Below are 19,380 nucleotides of genomic sequence, written 5' to 3'. Positions count from 1 at the left end.
TGGATCAGTCGCCCTTGGTGATGTTCAGGCCTTTGAGCAGGCTCAGGGCCTGGCTCAGCTGGAAGTCGTCATCCTGTGGGCGCTCCTTGCGCTTGCCGCTGCCGGTCGGTCGGTCGGCGCCGCCGTTGCCGTTGCCCAGGTGGCCCTGCAGGTCGGCTTCCTTGAAGTTGTCGGTGTCGGCTTCGGCGGTGAGCTTGGCCGGGCGCACTTCGATGTCGGGGACGATGCCCTGGGCCTGGATCGAGCGGCCGTTGGGGGTGAAGTACAGCGCGGTGGTGAGCTTCAGCGCACGGTCGTTGGCCAGTGGCAGCACGGTCTGCACCGAGCCTTTGCCGAAGCTGTCGGTACCCATCAGCACGGCGCGTTTCTGGTCTTGCAGGGCGCCGGCAACAATTTCCGAGGCCGAGGCACTGCCGCCGTTGATCAGCACCACCAGTGGCACGCCGTCGCTGGCGTCGGCCGGGTCGGCCGAGAAGCGCAGCTCGGAGTTGGCGATGCGGCCCTTGGTGTAGACGATCAGGCCCTTGGTCAGGAAGTGGTCGGCCACTTCCACCGCCGACTGCAGCACGCCGCCCGGGTTGTTGCGCAGGTCCAGCACCACGCCGCGCAGCTTCTTGCCGTTGTCCTTGCGCAGCTTGGCCAGGGCCTTGCCTACTTCGTCGCCGGTCTTGACCTGGAACTGGGTGATGCGGATGTAGCCGTAGTCGTTCTCCAGCAGCTGGCTCTTCACGCTCTTGACCTGGATGACCGCGCGGGCCAGGGTCACGTCGAAGGGGTTGCCGCCGTCACGCACCAGGGTCAGGGTGATTTTCTCGCCGACCTTGCCGCGCATCTTGTCGACCGCTTCGGTCATGGTCTGGCCACGAGTCGGGGCGCCATTGATCTTGACTATCAGGTCGCCGGCCTGCACGCCGGCACGCGAGGCCGGGGTGTCATCGATCGGCGAGACAACCTTGATGAAGCCGTCTTCCTGGCCTACTTCGATGCCCAGCCCGCCGAACTCGCCGCTGGTGCTTTCCTGCAGCTCCTGGAAGTCCTCGGGGCCGAGGTAGGCCGAGTGCGGGTCGAGGTTGCTGAGCATGCCCTTGATGGCATTTTCCAGCAGGGTCTTGTCGTCCACCGGCTCCACATAGGCCGCCTTGATGCGGTCCATGACCTCGGCGAAGGTGCGCAGCTCTTCAAGCGGCAGTGGCGCCTTGGCGGTCACCTCGGTGGCCGGTACTGCGGCCGGCTTGGCCGGCTCCGCGGCAGTGGCCAGGGGCGCGCCGACCGCCAGGGCGATGGACAGGGCCAGCTGGGTGAGACGAGGCGAGTGCAGCATGTCGAACGAACTCCTGATCCTGTAAGCGCTCCCTGGGGAGCATCGGTGCAGCCCGTGGGCTACCCCGTAGAAATTTGACTAGCCCCGGCACCACTGCGAAGGGTCGGTAGGCCGGCCCTGCTGGCGGATGGCGAAGTACAAGCCGGCAGCGTCCTGGCCGCCGCTGTCGCCAACGGTGGAAATGGCCTCGCCAGCCTTGACGATATCACCGGCGCTCTTGAGCAGGCTCTGGTTATGGCCGTACAGGCTCAGGTAACCGTTGCCATGGTCGAGAATGACCAGAAGCCCGGCACCGCGCAACCAGTCGGCGAACACTACGCGCCCGCCGTGCACGGCACGGACCTGGGTGCCCGGGTTGGCGCTGATCATCACCCCGTCCCACTTGGCACGGGCATCGCTGCCGCGGGCATCACCGAAACGTGCCAGCAATCGACCATTGACTGGCCAGGGAAGTTTTCCCCGTGCGGCAGAAAATGCGCCGCCGTAGTTCGCGCCGTCGCTGGAAACCAGCGGGCCCAGGGTGGTGCGGGCCTTTTTCGGTGGCTCCACCGGTTCGCGGGCCTGTTCGCGGGCGGCAGCGGCGGCCAGGGCTTCCTGCTGGCGGCGCTTTTCCGCTTCCTGCTGGGCCAGCAACGCCTTCTTGCGCGCTTCTTCGGCCTCGCGGGCCTGGCGGGCGAGGGTTTCCTCGATGGTCTTGAGTACCTTGGACAGGTCGGCCTGGTCCTGCTCGCGCGATTGCAGCTTCTGGTCGCGATCCTTCATGTCGCTGTTGAGCTTGGCCAGCACCTGCTGGCGCTTGCCACGCTCGGTTTCCAGGGCCTGGCGGCGGCTGTCGAGGTCGGCGCGCTGGGCCAGCAGCTGTTGCTGCTGGGTAGCGATTTCCTGTTCGACGTTGGCCAGTTGGCGCAGGGTCTCGTTGAAGGTGCGCAATTGCTCCAGGCGCGCCTTGCTCAGGTAGTCGTAGTAGGTGAGGGTGCGGGCGAACTTCTCGGGGTTCTGCTGGTTGAGCAGCAGCTTGAGGTATTCCTCGCGGCCGTTCTGGTAGGCCGAACGGGCCTGGATGGCGATCAGTCGCTGTTGTTCAACGCGGGCGCTCTGGAGTTTTTTTTTCTCGGTATCAAGGCGCTCCAGCTCGCCCTCGGTCTTTTTTAGTTCTTGCTGCAGGGCCTCCACCTGCTTTTCGAGGTTGCCGATATCGGTCTCGGTGGCTTTGAGGTCCTTTTGCACACCGGCCTTTTCTTCCTGGAGCTTGCCCAGCGTCTTCTTGAGCTCGGCAATATCCTGACGGGTGGCGTCCAGTTGCTGCTGGGTCTGCGCACGCTCATCGGCAAAGGCCGGGCTGAGCAGGCAAGACAGGGCTAGGAGGATCAGGGCGCGAAGCATGGGGTTTGGCGTACCAAGGATGGAGACTGGCCTAGTATGCCCGCGCGGGCGGGCAAAAAAAACGCCTCGCTGCGGGTGCAGAGGGGCGTTTGTCTGGAATTCATGTGCAAAGGGGCTGCTTTGCAGCCTAATCGCCGGCAAGCCAGCTCCCACAGGATCACCACAGGCCTTGAAACTGTACAGTACTTGTGGGAGCTGGCTTGCCGGCGATTGGGCCGCGATGCGGCCCCATGCTCAGAATCAGGCGTCGACCAGAATCGAGGTACCAGTCATTTCCACCGGCTTTTCCAGCCCCAGCAGCTTCAGCATGGTCGGCGCCACATCGGCCAGCACGCCGCCGTCACGCACCTTGACGTTGCGCTTGCCGACATAGATGAACGGCACCGGCTCGGTGGTGTGCGCGGTGTGCGCCTGGCCGGTGCACTCGTCTTCCATCTGCTCGACGTTGCCGTGGTCGGCGGTGATCAGCGCTTCGCCGCCGACCTTGTCCAGAGCTTCGACGATGCGCCCTACGCAGCCATCCAGGGCTTCGACGGCTTTGACCGCAGCTTCGAACACGCCGGTATGGCCGACCATGTCGCCGTTGGCGTAGTTGACCACGATCACGTCATAACGCTGCTGCTCGATGGCCTCGACGATGCGGTCGGTAACTTCCGGTGCGCTCATTTCCGGCTGCAGGTCGTAGGTGGCGACCTTCGGCGACGGGATCAGGATGCGCTCTTCGCCTTCGAACGGCTCTTCGCGGCCACCGGAGAAGAAGAAGGTGACGTGGGCGTACTTCTCGGTCTCGGCGATGCGCAGCTGGGTCTTGCCGTTCTTCGCCAGATACTCGCCCAGCACGTTGTTCAGGCTGGCCGGGGCGAAGGCGGCGGGGGCCGGGATTTTCGCCGAGTACTGAGTCAGGCCGATGTAGGCGGCCAGTTTTGGCAGGCGGGCACGCGGGAATTCGTTGAAGTCGGCTTCGACGAACACGCGCGACAGTTCGCGGGCGCGGTCGGCGCGGAAGTTCATGAAGATCACCGCGTCGCCGTCTTCGACCTTGACTGCTTCACCGATACGCGTGGCCTTGACGAACTCGTCGCTCTCGTCGCGGGCGTAGGCCGCTTCCAGGCCGGCCAGGGCGGTGTCGGCGGTGTATTCGGCAGCGCTGTCGACGATCAGGTTGTAGGCGGCGCTGACGCGGTCCCAGCGGTTGTCGCGGTCCATGGCGTAGTAGCGGCCGATCAGGCTGGCGATGCGGCCCTTGCCCAGCTTGGCGAAGGCGGCGTCGAGCAGTTCGATGGACGACTGTGCGCTGCGTGGCGGCGTGTCGCGGCCATCGAGGAAGGCGTGCAGGTAGATCTTTTCCGCACCGCGCTGCGCGGCCAGTTCGGCCATGGCTACCAGGTGGTCCTGGTGGCTGTGTACGCCGCCGTCGGACAGCAGGCCGAGGATGTGCACGGCCTTGCCGGCACTGGCTGCCTTGTCCACGGCGCCGGTCAGAACCGGGTTCTCGAAGAACTCGCCGTCGCGGATGGCCTTGGTCACCCGGGTGAAGTCCTGGTACACCACGCGGCCGGCGCCGAGGTTCATGTGACCGACTTCGGAGTTGCCCATCTGCCCGTCCGGCAGGCCGACATCCATGCCCGAGCCGGAAATGAGGCCATGCGGCTGGCTGGCGCGCAGGCGGTCATAGACCGGTGTTTTGGCGGCGTAGATGGCGTTGTATTCGGGGCTTTCGCTGTGGCCGAAGCCATCCAGGATGATCAGGACCAGGGGTTTGGGCGTACTCGTCATCAATCAAACTCACGGTTGTTCAAAGATGATAAAGACACGCATTTTAGGGCAAATGCGCCACCGGCGGCGAATATTCGTCCTGTTCCCTGACCAGCGTGGCCAATGTGGCAACATGAAGGTACCTTTCCGGCCGGCCCGTCGGGCTTTGGTGGCACTGGGGGGCTGTGTATACTGGCCGGCATTTTCAATCGCGTGGAACACCCCAGATGGTTGCTAACCTGATTCAATTTGCGACAAACCACTACATCCTGGTGGCGATCTTCGTTGTTTTGCTGGTCGCGCTGCTCGTCAACGAAATCCGTCGCGGCGGCCAGAGCCTGAGCAACGGCCAGCTGACTGCCCTGGTCAACGCCGAGAAAGCCCTGGTCATCGACATCCGCCCGACCAAGGAATACTCCGCCGGTCACATCGTCGGTGCGGTGAACATCCCGCAGGACAAGCTGGTCAACCGCATGAGCGAGCTGGACAAGCACAAAGAGAAGACCCTGATCGTCGTCGACTCGATGGGCCAGCAGTCCGGCACCATCTGCCGCGAGCTGCTCAAGGCTGGTTACAACGCCGCCAAACTGAGCGGTGGCGTTTCCAGCTGGAAAGCCGATAACCTGCCCCTGGTGAAGTGATATGAAGCCCGTCATCGTCTATTCCAGCGACTACTGCCCCTACTGCATGCGCGCCAAGTACCTGCTCGAGAGCAAGGGCGTGGCCTTCGAGGAAATCAAGGTCGACGGCAAGCCACAGGTTCGTGCCGAGATGAGCCAGAAGGCCGGCCGTACATCTGTGCCGCAGATCTGGATCGGCAGCACCCACGTCGGTGGATGCGATGACCTTTATGCCCTGGAGCGCGCCGGCAAGCTCGACGCGCTGCTGGCGGCCTGATTTGCACTGCATTCAAAAACATTAGGATAAGGATCTGCCATGACTGACCAACAGACCAACGGCGCTGCTGCAGAAGACAACAGCCCTCAGTTCTCCATGCAGCGCATCTATGTGCGCGACCTGTCGTTCGAAGCCCCGAAAAGCCCGCAGATCTTCCGTCAGACCTGGGAGCCGAGCGTTGCCCTGGACCTGAACACCAAGCAGAAAGCCCTGGAAGGTGACTTCCACGAGGTGGTGCTGACCCTGTCGGTTACCGTCAAGAACGGTGACGAAGTGGCCTTCATCGCTGAAGTGCAGCAGGCCGGTATCTTCCTGATCAAGAACCTGGACGCGGCTTCGATGAGCCACACCCTGGGTGCGTTCTGCCCGAACATCCTGTTCCCGTACGCCCGCGAGACCCTGGACAGCCTGGTGACCCGCGGTTCGTTCCCGGCCCTGATGCTGTCGCCGGTCAACTTCGACGCCCTGTACGCGCAGGAAATGCAGCGCATGCAGGAAGCCGGCGAAGCGCCGACTGTGCAGTAATAGCTGCATTTGAAAAAGGGCGACTTCGGTCGCCTTTTTTTGTTGGCCTGTTCCGGCCCTATCGCCGGCAAGCCAGCTCCCACAGGTACTGCACAGGTTTCAAGGGCGGTGCGGTCCCTGTGGGAGCGGGCAAGCCCGCGAAAGGGCCGGCACAGGCTATAGCTCAGCTCCCGGCAAACCCATTCTGCCGCCACGCCTCATACACCGTCACAGCTACGGTATTGGACAGGTTCAGGCTGCGGCACCCCGGCCGCATCGGCAGGCGCAGGCGTTGTTCGGCCGGCAGGCTGTCCAGTACTTCGGCCGGCAAGCCACGGCTTTCTGGCCCGAACAGGAAGGCATCACCCGGCTGGTAGGCCACTTCGTGGAACGGGTGCGAGCCCTTGGTGGTGAAGGCGAACAGCCGTGGGTTGCCCAGGCTTTCCAGGCATCCGGCCAGGCTCTCGTGGCGCTTGAGCGTGGCATACTCGTGGTAATCCAGCCCCGCGCGCCGCAGGCGCTTGTCATCCAGTTCGAAGCTGATGGGCTCGATCAGGTGCAGGTCGCAGCCGCTGTTGGCGCACAGGCGAATGATGTTGCCGGTATTCGGCGGAATTTCTGGTTGAAAAAGGATGACGTGAAACATGCACGGCTCCAAGCGTGAAGATGACGGGCATTCTACCCCCGAACCGGACCTGCGTTCGAAGGCGTTCCCGCGGGTGATGCTGTCGCTGGCGATCGTCGGCTTGATGGTGGGGCTGATGATCGGCCGCCTGACCACACCCGACGAGCGCGAGCTGCAGCAGGTGGAGGTGGTGCAGGATGGCCTGGAGCTGTGGTTCAACGAAGAGCCCCAGCTGCATGGCGAGAATGTGGAAGGTACGGTAGCACTGTTGTTCCAGGCCCAGGGCAAGGCCCGGCAAGGGCAACTGAGCCTGCAGGGCAAGCCTGTGAGCTGGCGGGTGCAGAATAGCAAGGAAGGTCTGTTGCTGACGGTGGTGGCCGCGCGCCCCCTGCACGGCGAGTGGGCCGGTGCAGAGGACGCTGGGCGCTGGCGGTTGCAGGTGAAACTGCACGAATAAAAGAGGGGATATCCCGGCCTGCCTGTACCAGGGTCCCCGAAAGGGGTACTGCGTATAAAGGGGGGATGGCCCGGCCTGCCTGTACCGAGGTCCCCAAAACTGGCGATGTTGCGAATAAAAGAGGGGTTCACCCGGCCTGCCTGTACCAGGGCCCCCGAAACTGGATATGTATGGGTTATTGCAGGGGGCGTGCCAGTTTTGAAAAGCCCGTGAATTATGGGTTTTCAGGGTGATTTGGCCGTTTTTGCGGGGGATTTGTGCCTTCGAGAGGTGCATCGGGCACAGGATCGGTGCATCGAAGGGCTGAAATGTTTGGGGCCGCTTTGCGGCCCATCGCGACACAAGGCCGCTCCCACAGGACGCCGCTCGGTTCAGAGATAGCGCCGTATCTGTGGGAGCGGCCTTGTGTCGCGAAAGGGCTGCGCAGCAGCCCCAATAGCCTTGAAGGTTTACCGGACGTTAGTGCTCGTCCCCTTCCTCATCATCGCCACCCGCCACATTCATTCCCAGCTCCTTGATCTTGCGCGTCAGGGTGTTGCGCCCCCAACCCAGCAACAGTGCCGCATCGCGCCGACGGCCAGCGGTGTGCTTGAGCGCCGTCTCGATCATGATCCGCTCGAAGCTCGGCACTGCGCTGTCCAGCAGGCTGGTCTGTCCGCGCGCCAACGCCTGGTCGGCCCACTGGCGCAGGGCCTGCTCCCAGTTGGTTACCGGCGCGGCGTCCTGTGGCAGGTTCAGCAGCTCGGGCGGCAGGTCGCCGATCAGCACTTCGCGGCTGGAGGCCATCACGGTGATCCAGCGGCAGGTGTTTTCCATCTGCCGTACGTTGCCCGGCCACGGCAGGTTGCGGATGAATTCCTCGGTTTCCGGCTTGAGGATCTTCGGCTCCACCGCCAGCTCCTGGGCGGCGCGGGCGAGGAAGTGGCGGGCGAGGGCGGGGATATCCTCGCGGCGGTCGGCCAGCCGTGGAATGTGGATGCGAATCACGTTCAGGCGGTGGAACAAGTCCTCGCGGAACTTGCCGGCCTGTACCAGCGACTCCAGGTTCTGGTGGGTGGCGGCGATGATGCGCACATCGACCTTGACCGGCACGTGGCCGCCCACGCGATAGAACTCGCCATCGGCCAGCACCCGCAGCAGGCGGGTCTGGGTGTCGGCGGGCATGTCGCCGATCTCGTCGAGGAACAGGGTGCCGCCGTCGGCCTGCTCGAAGCGCCCCCGGCGCAGGTTGGCGGCGCCGGTGAAGGCGCCTTTTTCATGGCCGAACAGCTCGGACTCCATCAGGTCCTTGGGGATGGCGGCCATGTTCAGGGCAATGAACGGCGACGCCGCACGCGGGCTGTGGCGGTGCAGGGCGTGGGCCACCAGCTCCTTGCCGGTACCGGACTCGCCGTTGATCAGCACGGTGATGTTGGAGTGGCTGAGGCGGCCGATGGCGCGGAACACCTCCTGCATCGCTGGCGCTTCACCGATGATTTCCGGGGTGCGCGCCAGGCTCTGCGGCACATCCAGCCCTTGTTGCTCCTGGGCGTGCTGGTTGGCGCGCTTGACCAGCGAGACCGCCTCGTCCACATCGAACGGCTTGGGCAGGTACTCGAAGGCACCGCCTTGGTACGATGCCACGGCGCTGTCCAGGTCGGAGTGGGCGGTCATGATGATGACCGGCAGGCGCGGGTGCTGCTCACGGATCTGTGCCAGCAGGTCGAGGCCGCTGGTGCCCGGCATGCGGATGTCGGAAATGATCACGTCCGGTTGCTGGCGTGCCAGGCGGCCCATCACGCCATCGGCGCTGTCGAAGCTCTGGGTGGTCATGCCTTCCTGTTGCAGGGCTTTTTCCAGGACCCAGCGGATGGAGCGATCATCGTCGACGATCCATACGGTTTCACTTCGGCTCATGAGGCGGTGGCTCCTTGTTCCAGGGGCAGGTAGATCGAGAAGGCGGTGTGGCCTGCATGGCTTTCACACTCGATCAGGCCCTGGTGCTGGCTGATGATGTTCTGGGTAATGGCCAGGCCCAGCCCGGTTCCGTCCGGGCGGCCGCTGACCATGGGGTAGAAGAGGGTGTCCTGCAGTTCCGGCGGGATGCCCGGGCCGTTGTCGATGATCTCCACCCGCGCCACCAGGCGATGGCGCACGTGGCCGATGGTGAACTGGCGCAGGGCACGGCTGCGCAGGGTGATGCGGCCCAGGCGCAGTTCGTTCTGCGAACTGATCGCCTGCATGGCATTGCGCACGATGTTGAGCACGGCCTGGATCATCTGCTCGCGGTCGATCAACACATCCGGCAGGCTGGGGTCATAGTCGCGCACCAAAGTGATGCAGCCCTGGCTTTCGGCCTCCACCAGGCTGCAGACCCGCTCCAGCACTTCGTGAATGTTGGTCATGGCAAGCGACGGCAGCTTGTTCGAGCCGAGCATGCGGTCGACCAGGTTACGCAGGCGGTCGGCTTCCTCGATGATCACGTTGGTATAGTCGCGCAGGCCTTCTTCCGGCAGCTCGCGGGCCAGCAGCTGGGCTGCGCCGCGGATGCCGCCAAGGGGGTTCTTGATTTCGTGGGCCAGGCCGCGCACCAGCATTTTGGTGGTTTCCTGCTTGCTCAGCTGGGCCTCTTCCTTGGTGATGCGCAGCAGCCGGTCGCGCGGGTGCACCTCCAGCAGCAGCAGGGTCTGGCCCTGGTGCAGGATCGGCGTTACCGCGTAGTCGACGGTGATGGTCTGCCCGGTCAGCGAGGTGAGCTGTGCTTCGCGCTTGGTGAACGGGTGCGCCTGCTCGACCGCCTGGCGCAGCGAGCTGAGCGCCTCGGTCGACTCGGTAAACAGTTCGCTGATGAACTGCCCATGGCTGCGCTGGCCACTGACTGCCAACAGCATTTCCGCGGCCGGGTTCATGTACTCCAGGCGCAGCTCGGCGTTGAGCAGCAGCGTGGCGGTGGTCAGGTTGTCCAGAAGCAGACGGTGCTGGGCATCGCTGATGGTCATAGGGCGTCGTCGACCTCTTTTGGCGCGTGTCGGGCATGAGCGCGGCCATGGTCGGGCGCGCGGTGGATCCGCTGATTCCAGTCTTTGGGCAAAAAATGCAAGAACCAAACCAAGGCTCCGAAAAGAAGCGGAATTTGCCGATAAAGCCCTGGAGACGGGACAATTCGCACCAGAATGAACTGATTAAACGGTTCACGTGATCGCTTTTGGGGTGCATTCGGGGGCGTTAGTCCACAGAATGCACCAATATGGAGCATAGGTGGTTTCAGGGTTTATCGCACAGTTGGCGGGCATTCGGCTTCTGGCGTTGAAAACGCCAGGTCTTCATTGCTTGCGTGGAACACCATGACAGTGGCGGGCTGCGCGGTGGTGTGCCCGCGGTGCACTACCCCTTGAAGTTCTGCCAGCGTCTGGCCCGCAACCAGGCTTGTGCGCTTGCCGTCGCGTGTTTCCACCTCAAGTGTGCCCTCTGCCAGATAGCCCAGATTGAGCGCCTGATGGCAGTGCCAGCCGAGGGTTGTGTGGGCGGGGATGCTGACTTTCACCAGCGACAGCACTGGTCGTCCTTCGGGGTAATCGAGATAGGGGGTGCCGTCCCAACTGCCGGTGGCGCGGTGAAGCACCTGTGACGTTGCCTGGCCTGGCGCGGTGCCGTTGCTGGCGCAGCCGGCGAGGAGGGCGGATACGGTAATCATTGCAGGTAGAAGGTTGCGCATGGCGTGATGTCCGTTGACTGAAGGGACGCCTACCCTGCGTGCTGAGGGGGCGGCGAAATGTCAGCGGCATCTGCTGGTTCTGTATGAAATCGATGAGGCAGCCATGGAAACGAAAACGGCCTCCCGAAGGAGGCCGTTCGTGATCATGTCATCGGCGCCAGGCGCCGATCAGATCAGCAGCTGTAGTACAGCTCGTATTCCAGCGGGTGAACGAAGGTGCGGACCTTGATTTCTTCTTCGCTCTTCAGCTCGATGAAGGCATCGATGAAGTCGTCGGAGAACACGCCGCCCTTGGTCAGGAACGCACGGCCCTTGTCCAGCTCTTCCAGAGCTTCCTTCAGGCTGCCGCAAACCTGCGGGATGTCCTTGGCCTCTTCAGGCGGCAGGTCGTACAGGTTCTTGTCGGCCGCATCGCCTGGGTGGATCTTGTTCTGGATACCGTCCAGGCCGGCCATCAGCAGGGCCGCGAAGGCCAGGTATGGGTTGGCCGATGGGTCCGGGAAGCGAGCTTCGATACGGCGGGCTTTCGGGCTGCCGACGTAAGGAATACGGATCGAGGCGGAACGGTTGCGAGCCGAGTAGGCCAGCATTACCGGGGCTTCGAAGCCTGGGACCAGACGCTTGTAGGAGTTGGTCGATGGGTTGGTGAAGCCGTTCAGGGCCTTACCGTGCTTGATGATGCCGCCGATGAAGTACAGGGCGGTGTCGGACAGACCGGCATAGCCTTCACCCGAGAAGGTGTTCTTGCCGTCTTTCCAGATCGACATGTGCACGTGCATGCCCGAGCCGTTGTCGCCGTACAGAGGCTTCGGCATGAAGGTGGCGGTACGGCCGTAGGCGTCGGCAACGTTGTGCACGACGTACTTCAGTGCCTGTACTTCGTCAGCCTTCTTCACCAGGGTGTTGAACTTGACGCCGATTTCGTTCTGGCCGGCAGTCGCCACTTCGTGGTGGTGAACTTCGACGGTCTGACCCATTTCTTCCAGTGCGTTGCACATGGCGGTACGGATTTCGTGGTCGTGGTCGAACGGCGGAACCGGGAAGTAGCCGCCTTTCACGCCTGGACGGTGGCCTTTGTTGCCGCCTTCCACGTCAGCGCCGGTCATCCACGAGCCTTGCTCGGAGAAGATCTTGAACATCGAGCCGGAGATGTCCGACTGGAACTTCACTTCGTCGAAGATGAAGAACTCTGGCTCCGGGCCGGCGAATACGGTGTCACCGATGCCGGTGCTCTTCAGGTACTCTTCGGCGCGCTTGGCGATGGCGCGAGGGTCACGATCGTAGCCCTGCATGCTCGACGGGTCGACGATGTCGCAGGTGATGATCAGGGTTGGCTCTTCGGTGAACGGGTCCAGTACGGCAGTTTCGTCGACCGGCATCAGGATCATGTCGGAAGCTTCGATGCCTTTCCAGCCAGCGATGGAGGAACCGTCGAACATCTTGCCGACTTCGAAGAAGTCGTCTTCCAGCGCATCACGCGACGGCATGGTCACGTGGTGCTGAATGCCTTTGGTGTCCGTGAAACGCAGATCAATCCACTTGACGTCATGATCTTTGATGAGTTGAACCGACTTCGACATGTTGTCCTCCGGATGGTCTAGAGCGCGGTGGGCCGCTGCCCTGGAAAAAGGGTGTTGCCGGGCGCGGATAGTCGGCCAAGCTTACCTGCCTCACAAGGGAGCAAATTGCATGCCAGTGCCCGAAAATGGCGAGGGCGGGATAAAAGGGGGCGTTTGCGGGCATTGGGCGCAGGGTTGGCGGGTAAAAATGCACCCTTAAGATGCGAATTTTGGTAGCGGTGCACCAATAGTGTGCATTGCTTGAGTTGTATGCTTTCTTTGAGGGCCTCTTCGCGGGCTCGCCCGCTCCCACAGTTAGGGCGTACGTCTTGAGAGCTGCGGATAGCTTGTGGGAGCTGGCTTGCCGGCGATGAGGCCGGCGCAGGCAATATAAATCCGACCTTCTGTACAAAAGTTGGTCAAATCCTGAGCAATTTCCGCTATAATTCGCGCCCCTCATTTTCGGCAGGCCCTGCGCGCGCTGTTAACCAATGAAACTTATCGTCAAAGTCTTCCCAGAAATCACCATCAAGAGCCGGCCGGTGCGCAAGCGCTTCATCCGCCAGCTCGGCAAGAACATCCGCAACGTGCTCAAGGACCTCGACCCTGAGCTCGTGGTCGATGGTGTCTGGGACAATCTCGAAGTGGTCACCCGCGTCGAAGACGAAAAAGTCCAGCGCGAGATGATCGAGCGCCTCACCTGCACCCCGGGTATCACCCACTTCCTGCAGGTAGAGGAATACCCGCTCGGCGACTTCGACGACATCGTCGCCAAGTGCAAGCAGCACTTCGGTCACCTGCTGGCCGGCAAGCACTTCGCCGTGCGCTGCAAGCGCGGCGGCCACCACGACTTCACCTCGATGGACGTCGATCGTTACGTTGGCAGCCAGTTGCGTCAGCAGTGCGGCGCAGCCGGCATCGAGCTGAAGAACCCGGAAGTGCTGGTGCGCATCGAAATCCGCGACCAGCGCCTGTACGTGATCCACAACCAGCACCAGGGCATCGGCGGCTACCCGCTGGGCGCCCTGGAGCAGACCCTGGTACTGATGTCCGGCGGCTTCGACTCCACCGTGGCGGCCTACCAGATGATGCGTCGTGGCCTGATGACCCACTTCTGCTTCTTCAACCTCGGCGGCCGTGCCCACGAGCTGGGCGTGATGGAAGTGGCCCACTACCTGTGGAAGAAGTTCGGCAGCAGCCAGCGCGTGCTGTTCATCAGCGTGCCGTTCGAGGAAGTGGTCGGCGAGATCCTCAACAAGGTCGACAACAGCTACATGGGTGTGACCCTGAAGCGCATGATGCTGCGTGGTGCCGCGCACATGGCCGACCGCCTGGAGATCGACGCGCTGGTCACCGGCGAGGCGATTTCCCAGGTGTCCAGCCAGACCCTGCCGAACCTGTCGATCATCGATTCGGCCACCGACAAGCTGGTGCTGCGCCCGCTGCTGGCCAGCCACAAGCAGGACATCATCGACCAGGCCTACGCGATCGGCACTGCCGACTTCGCCAAGCACATGCCAGAATACTGCGGCGTGATCTCGGTAAACCCGACCACCCACGCCAAGCGCCACCGCATGGAGCATGAAGAGAAGCAGTTCGACATGGCCGTGCTGGAGCGTGCCCTGGAACGCGCCCGGTTGATCTCCATCGACCATGTGATCGACGAACTGGGCAAGGACATCGAAATCGAGGAAGTGACCGAGGCGCTGCCCGGCCAGATCGTCATCGACATTCGTCACCCCGATGCCCAAGAGGACGAACCTCTGGTGCTCGACGGTATCGAAGTGCAGGCCATGCCGTTCTATGCCATCAACAGCAAGTTCAAGCACCTGGATGCCAACCGCCAGTACTTGCTGTATTGCGACAAAGGTGTGATGAGCCGTCTGCACGCACACCACCTGCTCAGTGAGGGACATGCCAATGTGCGTGTTTATCGTCCGACATAAGACGCCAGGGCTGTATGGCGGCAGCATCCGCCATCGCCCTCCCGACCATCGGGCCCGCTGAGCCTCAAACCGTACATATTCGCCGCCTACACTGGCGGCAACCGAATCCTCTGATCGAGATACAGTTGTGATCGAAAATCTGCGTAACATCGCCATCATCGCCCACGTTGACCATGGTAAAACCACCCTGGTCGACAAACTCCTGCGCCAGTCCGGCACCCTGGAGCGTAACGAGCTCAACGACGAGCGCGTGATGGACTCCAACGACCAGGAAAAAGAGCGCGGCATTACCATTCTGGCGAAAAACACCGCCATCAACTGGAACGGCTACCACATCAACATCGTCGACACCCCCGGCCACGCCGACTTCGGTGGTGAGGTTGAGCGTGTAATGTCGATGGTCGACTCCGTGCTGCTGCTGGTCGATGCCCAGGACGGCCCGATGCCGCAAACCCGCTTCGTGACCAAGAAGGCTTTCGAAGCTGGCCTGAAGCCGATCGTCGTGATCAACAAGGTTGACCGCCCGGGCGCGCGTCCTGACTGGGTTCTGGACCAGATCTTCGACCTGTTCGACAACCTCGGTGCCACCGACGACCAGCTGGACTTCCAGGTTGTCTACGCCTCGGCCCTGAACGGCATCGCCGGTCTGGACCACACCGACATGGCTGAAGACATGACCCCGCTGTACCAGTCGATCGTCGACAACGTACCGGCGCCGAACGTTGACGTCGATGGCCCGTTCCAGATGCAGATCTCCGCTCTGGACTACAACAGCTTCCTCGGTGTTATCGGCGTTGGCCGTATCGCCCGTGGTCGTATCAAGCCGAACACCCCGGTTGTTGCCATCGACACCGAAGGCAAGAAGCGTAACGGCCGTATCCTCAAGCTGATGGGCCACCACGGCCTGCACCGCGTCGACGTTGAAGAAGCCCAGGCTGGCGACATCGTCTGCATCAGCGGTTTCGACGAGCTGTTCATCTCCGACACCCTGTGCGATATGAACAACGTCGAGGCGATGAAGCCACTGACCGTTGACGAGCCGACCGTTTCGATGACCTTCCAGGTCAACGACTCGCCGTTCTGCGGCAAGGAAGGCAAGTTCGTCACCAGCCGTAACATCAAGGAACGTCTGGACAAAGAGCTGCTGTACAACGTTGCACTGCGCGTTGAAGAAGGCGACTCGGCTGACAAGTTCAAGGTTTCCGGCCGTGGTGAGCTGCACCTGTCGGTTCTGATCGAAACCATGCGTCGTGAAGGCTTCGAGATGGCTGTAGGCCGCCCTGAAGTGATCATCCGCGAAGTCAACGGCGTGAAGCAGGAGCCGTTCGAGAACGTCACCATCGACATCCCTGAAGAATCCCAGGGCAAGGTCATGGAAGAAATGGGCCTGCGTAAGGGCGACCTGACCAACATGGCGCCGGATGGCAAGGGCCGTGTACGTCTGGAGTACAACGTACCTGCTCGTGGTCTGATCGGTTTCCGTAACCAGTTCCTGACCCTGACCAACGGTGCCGGCATCCTGACCTCGATCTTCGATCGCTACGACACCATGAAAGCCGGCCAGATGTCCGGTCGCCTGAACGGTGTACTGGTTTCGATCGAGACCGGCAAGGCGCTGACCTACTCGCTGGAAACCCTGCAGGCTCGCGGCAAGCTGTTCATCGAGCACGGCCAGGACATCTACAACGGTCAGATCATCGGCCTGAACAGCCGTGACAACGACCTGGGCGTGAACCCGACCAAGGGCAAGAAGCTCGACAACATGCGTGCTTCGGGCAAAGACGAAGTCATCGCCCTGGTACCGCCGGTTCGCCACACCCTGGAACAGGCCCTGGAATTCATCCAGGACGACGAGCTGTGCGAAGTGACTCCGAAGTCGATCCGCCTGCGCAAGAAGATCCTGGACGAAGGCGAGCGTACCCGCGCTGCCAAGAAAGCCAAGAACTGAGTTAGCTCAGGCTGAATGAAAACGCCCCCGGTCGAAAGGCCGGGGGCGTTTTTGTTTGCCTGCAGGATTTGTGTTGGCCCCTTCGCGGGCTTGCCCGCTCCCACTGGTACTGCACAGTTCCTGAATGTTGTGGAGATCCTGTGGGAGCGGGCAAGCCCGCGAAGAGGCCCTTTAAGGCTAGCGATCAGCGCCCGACCACCTTGGGCTTGTACGCACAATACCCCGGCCGCGGCCCGACCTTGGGGTGGTTGCGGCAGGTATCCGGCCGCTTGTCATAAATGGTGCACAGCCGGCTTTTACGATCCAGGTACAGGCAGTCATCATTGCTCATCCGGGTCAGGGTGAAGATCCCCGACTTCTGGTTGAAGCGTTCGATGATGCCGTCCTTCTGCAGGCGCTTGGCGATGTTCTTCGGCGGTTCGTCTTTCTCGAACTCGTCGACCACGCCGATACGGATCAGATCCTTGATCTTCACCTCCACCGGCAGGGTGCAGCAGGTCGAATGGCAGCCATGGCACATGTTGCTGGTATAGCGCTGCCAGGTCTCCAGGCGGTCGACTTCGGCCGCGGCGATCAGGGTCGTTTTCATCGTTATGGGGGTGTATCACGGTCTTGGGGCGCGCGATCATACCGGAATTGTTCAATTTATGAACAACCTTTTGCCGGAATCGCAGAGTGGGCATGAAAACTGCGAACGCTAACTGTCACTCCCTGTCGAAGGGTCTAGGCTCAACAGTCTCCCTCCGCTTTCGTCAACTTGCCCGAGGATGCCGCATGTCCCAGGAACCCAAAGCTCGTGACGCCGAGGTGGCCGAATTTCGCGCCGCTGTACTGGACAAGCTGACCTATGCGGTCGGCAAGGACCCGGAGCACGCTTTCGACCACGACTGGTTCGAAGCCATTGCACTGGCCGCGCGCGATCACATGGTCGATCACTGGATGGACCACACCCGCCAGGCTTATCGCCGCAGCCAGAAGCGGGTCTATTACCTTTCCCTCGAATTCCTCATCGGCCGCTTGCTGTACGACAGCCTGAGCAACCTGGGCCTGCTCGACATTGCCCGCGATGCACTGGAAGGGCTGGACGTGGACCTGGAGCGCATCCGCCTGCTCGAGCCCGATGCCGCGCTGGGCAACGGTGGCCTGGGCCGCCTGGCGGCGTGCTTCATGGAGAGCATGTCGACCCTGGGCATCGCTGCTCACGGTTATGGCATCCGCTACGAGCACGGGCTGTTTCGCCAGGCCATGGTTGATGGCTGGCAGCAGGAGCAGACCGAGAACTGGCTGGACTTCGGCAACCCCTGGGAGTTCGAGCGCGCGGAGGTGATCTACCCGATCAGCTTTGGCGGGAGCGTCGAAACGGTGCACGACACCCACGGCCAGCAGCGCCAGGTGTGGTGGCCGGGCGAGACCGTGCGAGCGGTGGCCTATGACACCCCGGTAGTCGGTTGGCGCGGGGCCAGCGTGAATACCCTGCGCCTGTGGCGTGCGCGGGCGCTGGAAGAGCTGCACCTGGAACGCTTCAATGCCGGTGACCACCTGGGTGCGGTAGCCGAGGTGGCGCGGGCCGAAAGCATTTCGCGGGTGCTGTACCCGGCCGATAGCACCGAGGCGGGCCAGGAGCTGCGCCTGCGCCAGGAGTACTTCTTCGTCTCGGCTTCGTTGCAGGACCTGCTGCGCCGCCACCTGAACATGCACGACAACCTGCTCAACCTGCCGGATGCGGCGGCCATCCAGCTCAACGACACCCACCCGTCGATCGCCGTGGCCGAGCTGATGCGCCTGCTGGTCGACCAGCATGAAATCCCTTGGGATACCGCCTGGGAGCTGACCGTCGGCACTCTGGCCTACACCAACCACACCTTGCTGCCCGAAGCCCTGGAAACCTGGCCGGTGGCGCTGATGGAACGCATGCTGCCGCGGCACATGCAGATCATCTACCTGATCAACGCCTACCACATCGACGCGCTACGGGCGAAAGGCCTGCACGACTTCGATGTGCTGCGGGCCGTGTCGCTGATCGAAGAAGACAACGGCCGCCGGGTGCGCATGGGCAACCTGGCGTTCCTCGGTTCGCACAGCGTCAACGGTGTGTCGGCGCTGCACAGCAAGCTGATGAAAAGCACGGTGTTCTCCGAGCTGCACAAGCTCTACCCGCAACGGATCAACAACAAGACCAACGGCATTACCTTCCGCCGCTGGCTGTACCAGTCCAACCCGCAGCTGACCACCATGCTGGTCGAGGCGCTGGGCCCTGAGTTGCTGGACGATCCGGAAGGGCGCCTGGTCAATCTGGTGCCGTTCGCCGACAAGAGCGGCTTCCGCAAGCAGTTCGCCGCGCAGCGCCTGCACAGCAAGCGTGCCCTGGCCAGCATCATCCAGGACCGCCTGGGCGTTACGGTGAACCCCGAGGCGTTGTTCGATGTGCAGGTCAAGCGCATTCACGAATACAAGCGCCAGTTGCTCAACCTGCTGCACACCGTGGCGCTGTACCAGGCCATGCGCAATGACCCCGGTACCGACTGGGTGCCGCGGGTGAAGATTTTCGCCGGCAAGGCCGCGGCCAGCTATCACCAGGCCAAGCTGATCATCAAGCTGGCCAACGACATCGCCCGGGTGGTGAACAACGACCCGACCGTGCGCGGCCTGCTGAAGGTGGTATTCCTGCCCAACTACAACGTCAGCCTGGCTGAAAGCATCATCCCGGCGGCGGACCTTTCCGAGCAGATTTCCACCGCCGGTTACGAAGCCTCCGGTACCAGCAACATGAAGTTCGGCCTGAACGGTGCGCTGACCATCGGCACCCTGGATGGTGCCAACGTCGAGATGAGCGAGCAGGTGGGTACCGAAAACATGTTCATCTTCGGCCTTACCGCGCAGCAGGTGGAGGCCAGACGGCGCGACGGGGACTTTGGCGCCAGTGCGGCGATTGCCGCGTCCAGTCGCCTGAATGACGTGTTGCAGGCCATTCGCAGCGGGGTGTTCTCACCGGACGACCCGTCGCGCTACAGCGCGCTGATCGACGGGCTGGTGGCTCATGACCGCTTCCTGGTGTGTGCCGATTTCGATGCCTACTGGGATGCTCAGCGAAGGGTCGAGGAGCTGTGGCACACGCCGCAGGAATGGTGGCGCATGGCGGTGCTGAATACCGCGCGGATGGGCTGGTTCTCCTCGGACCGGACCATTCGGGAATATGCCAGCGAGATCTGGAAGGCGCTGGATTGAGGAAAAGGGGCCGCTGTGCGGCCCATCGCCGGCAAGCCAGCTCCCACCTCGACCGCGTCGACCTCG

At 62.5% G+C, this 19,380-nt stretch carries 16 protein-coding genes; 7 read left to right on the top strand and 9 right to left on the bottom strand.

Features of this window, described 5'->3' with window-relative positions:
- Nucleotides 1-4: 4 nt before the first annotated feature.
- The 3 genes from CAG44_RS00880 to gpmI all read right to left on the bottom strand — a co-directional run bounded on the left by CAG44_RS00880 (nt 5) and on the right by gpmI (nt 4,480).
- Nucleotides 5-1,321: a S41 family peptidase gene (locus CAG44_RS00880; protein WP_023660970.1), complete on the bottom strand. Its 1,317-nt coding sequence runs from the start codon at nt 1,319-1,321 to the stop codon at nt 5-7.
- A gap of 78 nt (nt 1,322-1,399) precedes the next feature.
- Entirely contained in the window at nt 1,400-2,704 is a 1,305-nt protein-coding gene (locus tag CAG44_RS00875; protein ID WP_015272119.1) for a murein hydrolase activator EnvC, read from the bottom strand.
- A 240-nt stretch (nt 2,705-2,944) separates the two neighbouring features.
- Nucleotides 2,945-4,480, bottom strand: coding sequence for a 2,3-bisphosphoglycerate-independent phosphoglycerate mutase (gene gpmI / locus CAG44_RS00870; RefSeq protein ID WP_025340940.1), 1,536 nt, complete (start codon nt 4,478-4,480; stop codon nt 2,945-2,947).
- Between the two features lie 206 nt (nt 4,481-4,686).
- Here gpmI and CAG44_RS00865 point away from each other — a divergent pair, with 206 nt between their 5' ends.
- Genes CAG44_RS00865 through secB form a run of 3 tightly spaced genes read left to right on the top strand, consistent with a single transcriptional unit; the run spans nt 4,687 to nt 5,881 of the window.
- Nucleotides 4,687-5,100 carry a rhodanese-like domain-containing protein gene (locus CAG44_RS00865; RefSeq protein WP_003259887.1) on the top strand — a complete coding sequence of 138 codons (414 nt, stop codon included), beginning with the start codon at nt 4,687-4,689 and terminating at the stop codon, nt 5,098-5,100.
- A 1-nt stretch (nt 5,101) separates the two neighbouring features.
- Complete coding sequence (gene grxC / locus CAG44_RS00860) at nt 5,102-5,356, top strand: glutaredoxin 3 (RefSeq protein WP_003249204.1); 255 nt, start codon at nt 5,102-5,104, stop codon at nt 5,354-5,356.
- 39 nt (nt 5,357-5,395) lie between these two features.
- Nucleotides 5,396-5,881: a protein-export chaperone SecB gene (gene secB, locus CAG44_RS00855; RefSeq protein ID WP_013974581.1), complete on the top strand. Its 486-nt coding sequence runs from the start codon at nt 5,396-5,398 to the stop codon at nt 5,879-5,881.
- Between the two features lie 163 nt (nt 5,882-6,044).
- On the opposite strand, the gene trmL is transcribed toward secB, so the two are convergent.
- Complete coding sequence (gene trmL / locus CAG44_RS00850) at nt 6,045-6,506, bottom strand: tRNA (uridine(34)/cytosine(34)/5-carboxymethylaminomethyluridine(34)-2'-O)-methyltransferase TrmL (RefSeq protein WP_013974580.1); 462 nt, start codon at nt 6,504-6,506, stop codon at nt 6,045-6,047.
- Between trmL and CAG44_RS00845 the strand changes: the two genes are divergently transcribed.
- Nucleotides 6,505-6,942: a hypothetical protein gene (locus CAG44_RS00845; RefSeq protein WP_075046617.1), complete on the top strand. Its 438-nt coding sequence runs from the start codon at nt 6,505-6,507 to the stop codon at nt 6,940-6,942. The two genes, trmL and CAG44_RS00845, sit on opposite strands and share 2 nt — an antisense overlap.
- A 459-nt stretch (nt 6,943-7,401) precedes the next feature.
- Here the strand turns inward: CAG44_RS00845 and ntrC are convergent, their stop codons facing one another.
- The 4 genes from ntrC to glnA all read right to left on the bottom strand — a co-directional run bounded on the left by ntrC (nt 7,402) and on the right by glnA (nt 12,216).
- The gene (gene ntrC / locus CAG44_RS00840; RefSeq protein WP_013974578.1) at nt 7,402-8,838 is read right to left on the bottom strand and encodes a nitrogen regulation protein NR(I); all 1,437 of its coding nucleotides are present in this window, start codon (nt 8,836-8,838) and stop codon (nt 7,402-7,404) included.
- A complete protein-coding gene (gene glnL / locus CAG44_RS00835; RefSeq protein WP_025340937.1) occupies nt 8,835-9,920 on the bottom strand; it encodes a nitrogen regulation protein NR(II) in 1,086 nt (361 codons plus the stop codon). Before glnL ends, ntrC begins: the two co-directional genes overlap by 4 nt.
- A gap of 272 nt (nt 9,921-10,192) precedes the next feature.
- Nucleotides 10,193-10,636 (bottom strand): cupin domain-containing protein, encoded by a 444-nt coding sequence (locus CAG44_RS00830; protein ID WP_085587762.1) that lies wholly within the window; start codon nt 10,634-10,636, stop codon nt 10,193-10,195.
- Nucleotides 10,637-10,809: 173 nt separating this feature from the next.
- The gene (glnA, locus tag CAG44_RS00825) at nt 10,810-12,216 is read right to left on the bottom strand and encodes a type I glutamate--ammonia ligase (RefSeq protein WP_025340936.1); all 1,407 of its coding nucleotides are present in this window, start codon (nt 12,214-12,216) and stop codon (nt 10,810-10,812) included.
- A gap of 470 nt (nt 12,217-12,686) precedes the next feature.
- Here glnA and thiI point away from each other — a divergent pair, with 470 nt between their 5' ends.
- Entirely contained in the window at nt 12,687-14,141 is a 1,455-nt protein-coding gene (gene thiI, locus CAG44_RS00820; RefSeq protein ID WP_025340935.1) for a tRNA uracil 4-sulfurtransferase ThiI, read from the top strand.
- Nucleotides 14,142-14,268: 127 nt separating this feature from the next.
- The gene (gene typA / locus CAG44_RS00815; RefSeq protein WP_085691415.1) at nt 14,269-16,089 is read left to right on the top strand and encodes a translational GTPase TypA; all 1,821 of its coding nucleotides are present in this window, start codon (nt 14,269-14,271) and stop codon (nt 16,087-16,089) included.
- Between the two features lie 184 nt (nt 16,090-16,273).
- Here the strand turns inward: typA and CAG44_RS00810 are convergent, their stop codons facing one another.
- On the bottom strand, nt 16,274-16,678 hold the full coding sequence (locus CAG44_RS00810) for a YkgJ family cysteine cluster protein (RefSeq protein ID WP_003259873.1): 405 nt from the start codon (nt 16,676-16,678) through the stop codon (nt 16,274-16,276).
- A 185-nt stretch (nt 16,679-16,863) separates the two neighbouring features.
- Here CAG44_RS00810 and CAG44_RS00805 point away from each other — a divergent pair, with 185 nt between their 5' ends.
- The gene (locus CAG44_RS00805; protein ID WP_085691414.1) at nt 16,864-19,314 is read left to right on the top strand and encodes a glycogen/starch/alpha-glucan phosphorylase; all 2,451 of its coding nucleotides are present in this window, start codon (nt 16,864-16,866) and stop codon (nt 19,312-19,314) included.
- The last annotated feature ends 66 nt before the right edge of the window (nt 19,315-19,380 follow it).

Origin of the sequence: Pseudomonas sp. B13(2017) (genome assembly GCF_002113245.1) — a bacterium.
Taxonomy (GTDB): Bacteria; Pseudomonadota; Gammaproteobacteria; order Pseudomonadales; family Pseudomonadaceae; genus Aquipseudomonas; species Aquipseudomonas putida_Z.
This window is presented reverse-complemented; position numbering and strand designations above follow the sequence as displayed.

Bases quoted from the DNA above. Each gene is read 5' to 3' on its own strand.
- CAG44_RS00880 (WP_023660970.1), bottom strand. From the start codon at position 1,321: ATGCTGCACTCGCCTCGTCTCACCCAGCTGGCCCTGTCCATCGCCCTG.
- CAG44_RS00875 (WP_015272119.1), bottom strand. From the start codon at position 2,704: ATGCTTCGCGCCCTGATCCTCCTAGCCCTGTCTTGCCTGCTCAGCCCG.
- gpmI (WP_025340940.1), bottom strand. From the start codon at position 4,480: ATGACGAGTACGCCCAAACCCCTGGTCCTGATCATCCTGGATGGCTTC.
- CAG44_RS00865 (WP_003259887.1), top strand. From the start codon at position 4,687: ATGGTTGCTAACCTGATTCAATTTGCGACAAACCACTACATCCTGGTG.
- grxC (WP_003249204.1), top strand. From the start codon at position 5,102: ATGAAGCCCGTCATCGTCTATTCCAGCGACTACTGCCCCTACTGCATG.
- secB (WP_013974581.1), top strand. From the start codon at position 5,396: ATGACTGACCAACAGACCAACGGCGCTGCTGCAGAAGACAACAGCCCT.
- CAG44_RS00845 (WP_075046617.1), top strand. From the start codon at position 6,505: ATGCACGGCTCCAAGCGTGAAGATGACGGGCATTCTACCCCCGAACCG.
- trmL (WP_013974580.1), bottom strand. From the start codon at position 6,506: ATGTTTCACGTCATCCTTTTTCAACCAGAAATTCCGCCGAATACCGGC.
- ntrC (WP_013974578.1), bottom strand. From the start codon at position 8,838: ATGAGCCGAAGTGAAACCGTATGGATCGTCGACGATGATCGCTCCATC.
- glnL (WP_025340937.1), bottom strand. From the start codon at position 9,920: ATGACCATCAGCGATGCCCAGCACCGTCTGCTTCTGGACAACCTGACC.
- CAG44_RS00830 (WP_085587762.1), bottom strand. From the start codon at position 10,636: ATGCGCAACCTTCTACCTGCAATGATTACCGTATCCGCCCTCCTCGCC.
- glnA (WP_025340936.1), bottom strand. From the start codon at position 12,216: ATGTCGAAGTCGGTTCAACTCATCAAAGATCATGACGTCAAGTGGATT.
- thiI (WP_025340935.1), top strand. From the start codon at position 12,687: ATGAAACTTATCGTCAAAGTCTTCCCAGAAATCACCATCAAGAGCCGG.
- CAG44_RS00810 (WP_003259873.1), bottom strand. From the start codon at position 16,678: ATGAAAACGACCCTGATCGCCGCGGCCGAAGTCGACCGCCTGGAGACC.
- CAG44_RS00805 (WP_085691414.1), top strand. From the start codon at position 16,864: ATGTCCCAGGAACCCAAAGCTCGTGACGCCGAGGTGGCCGAATTTCGC.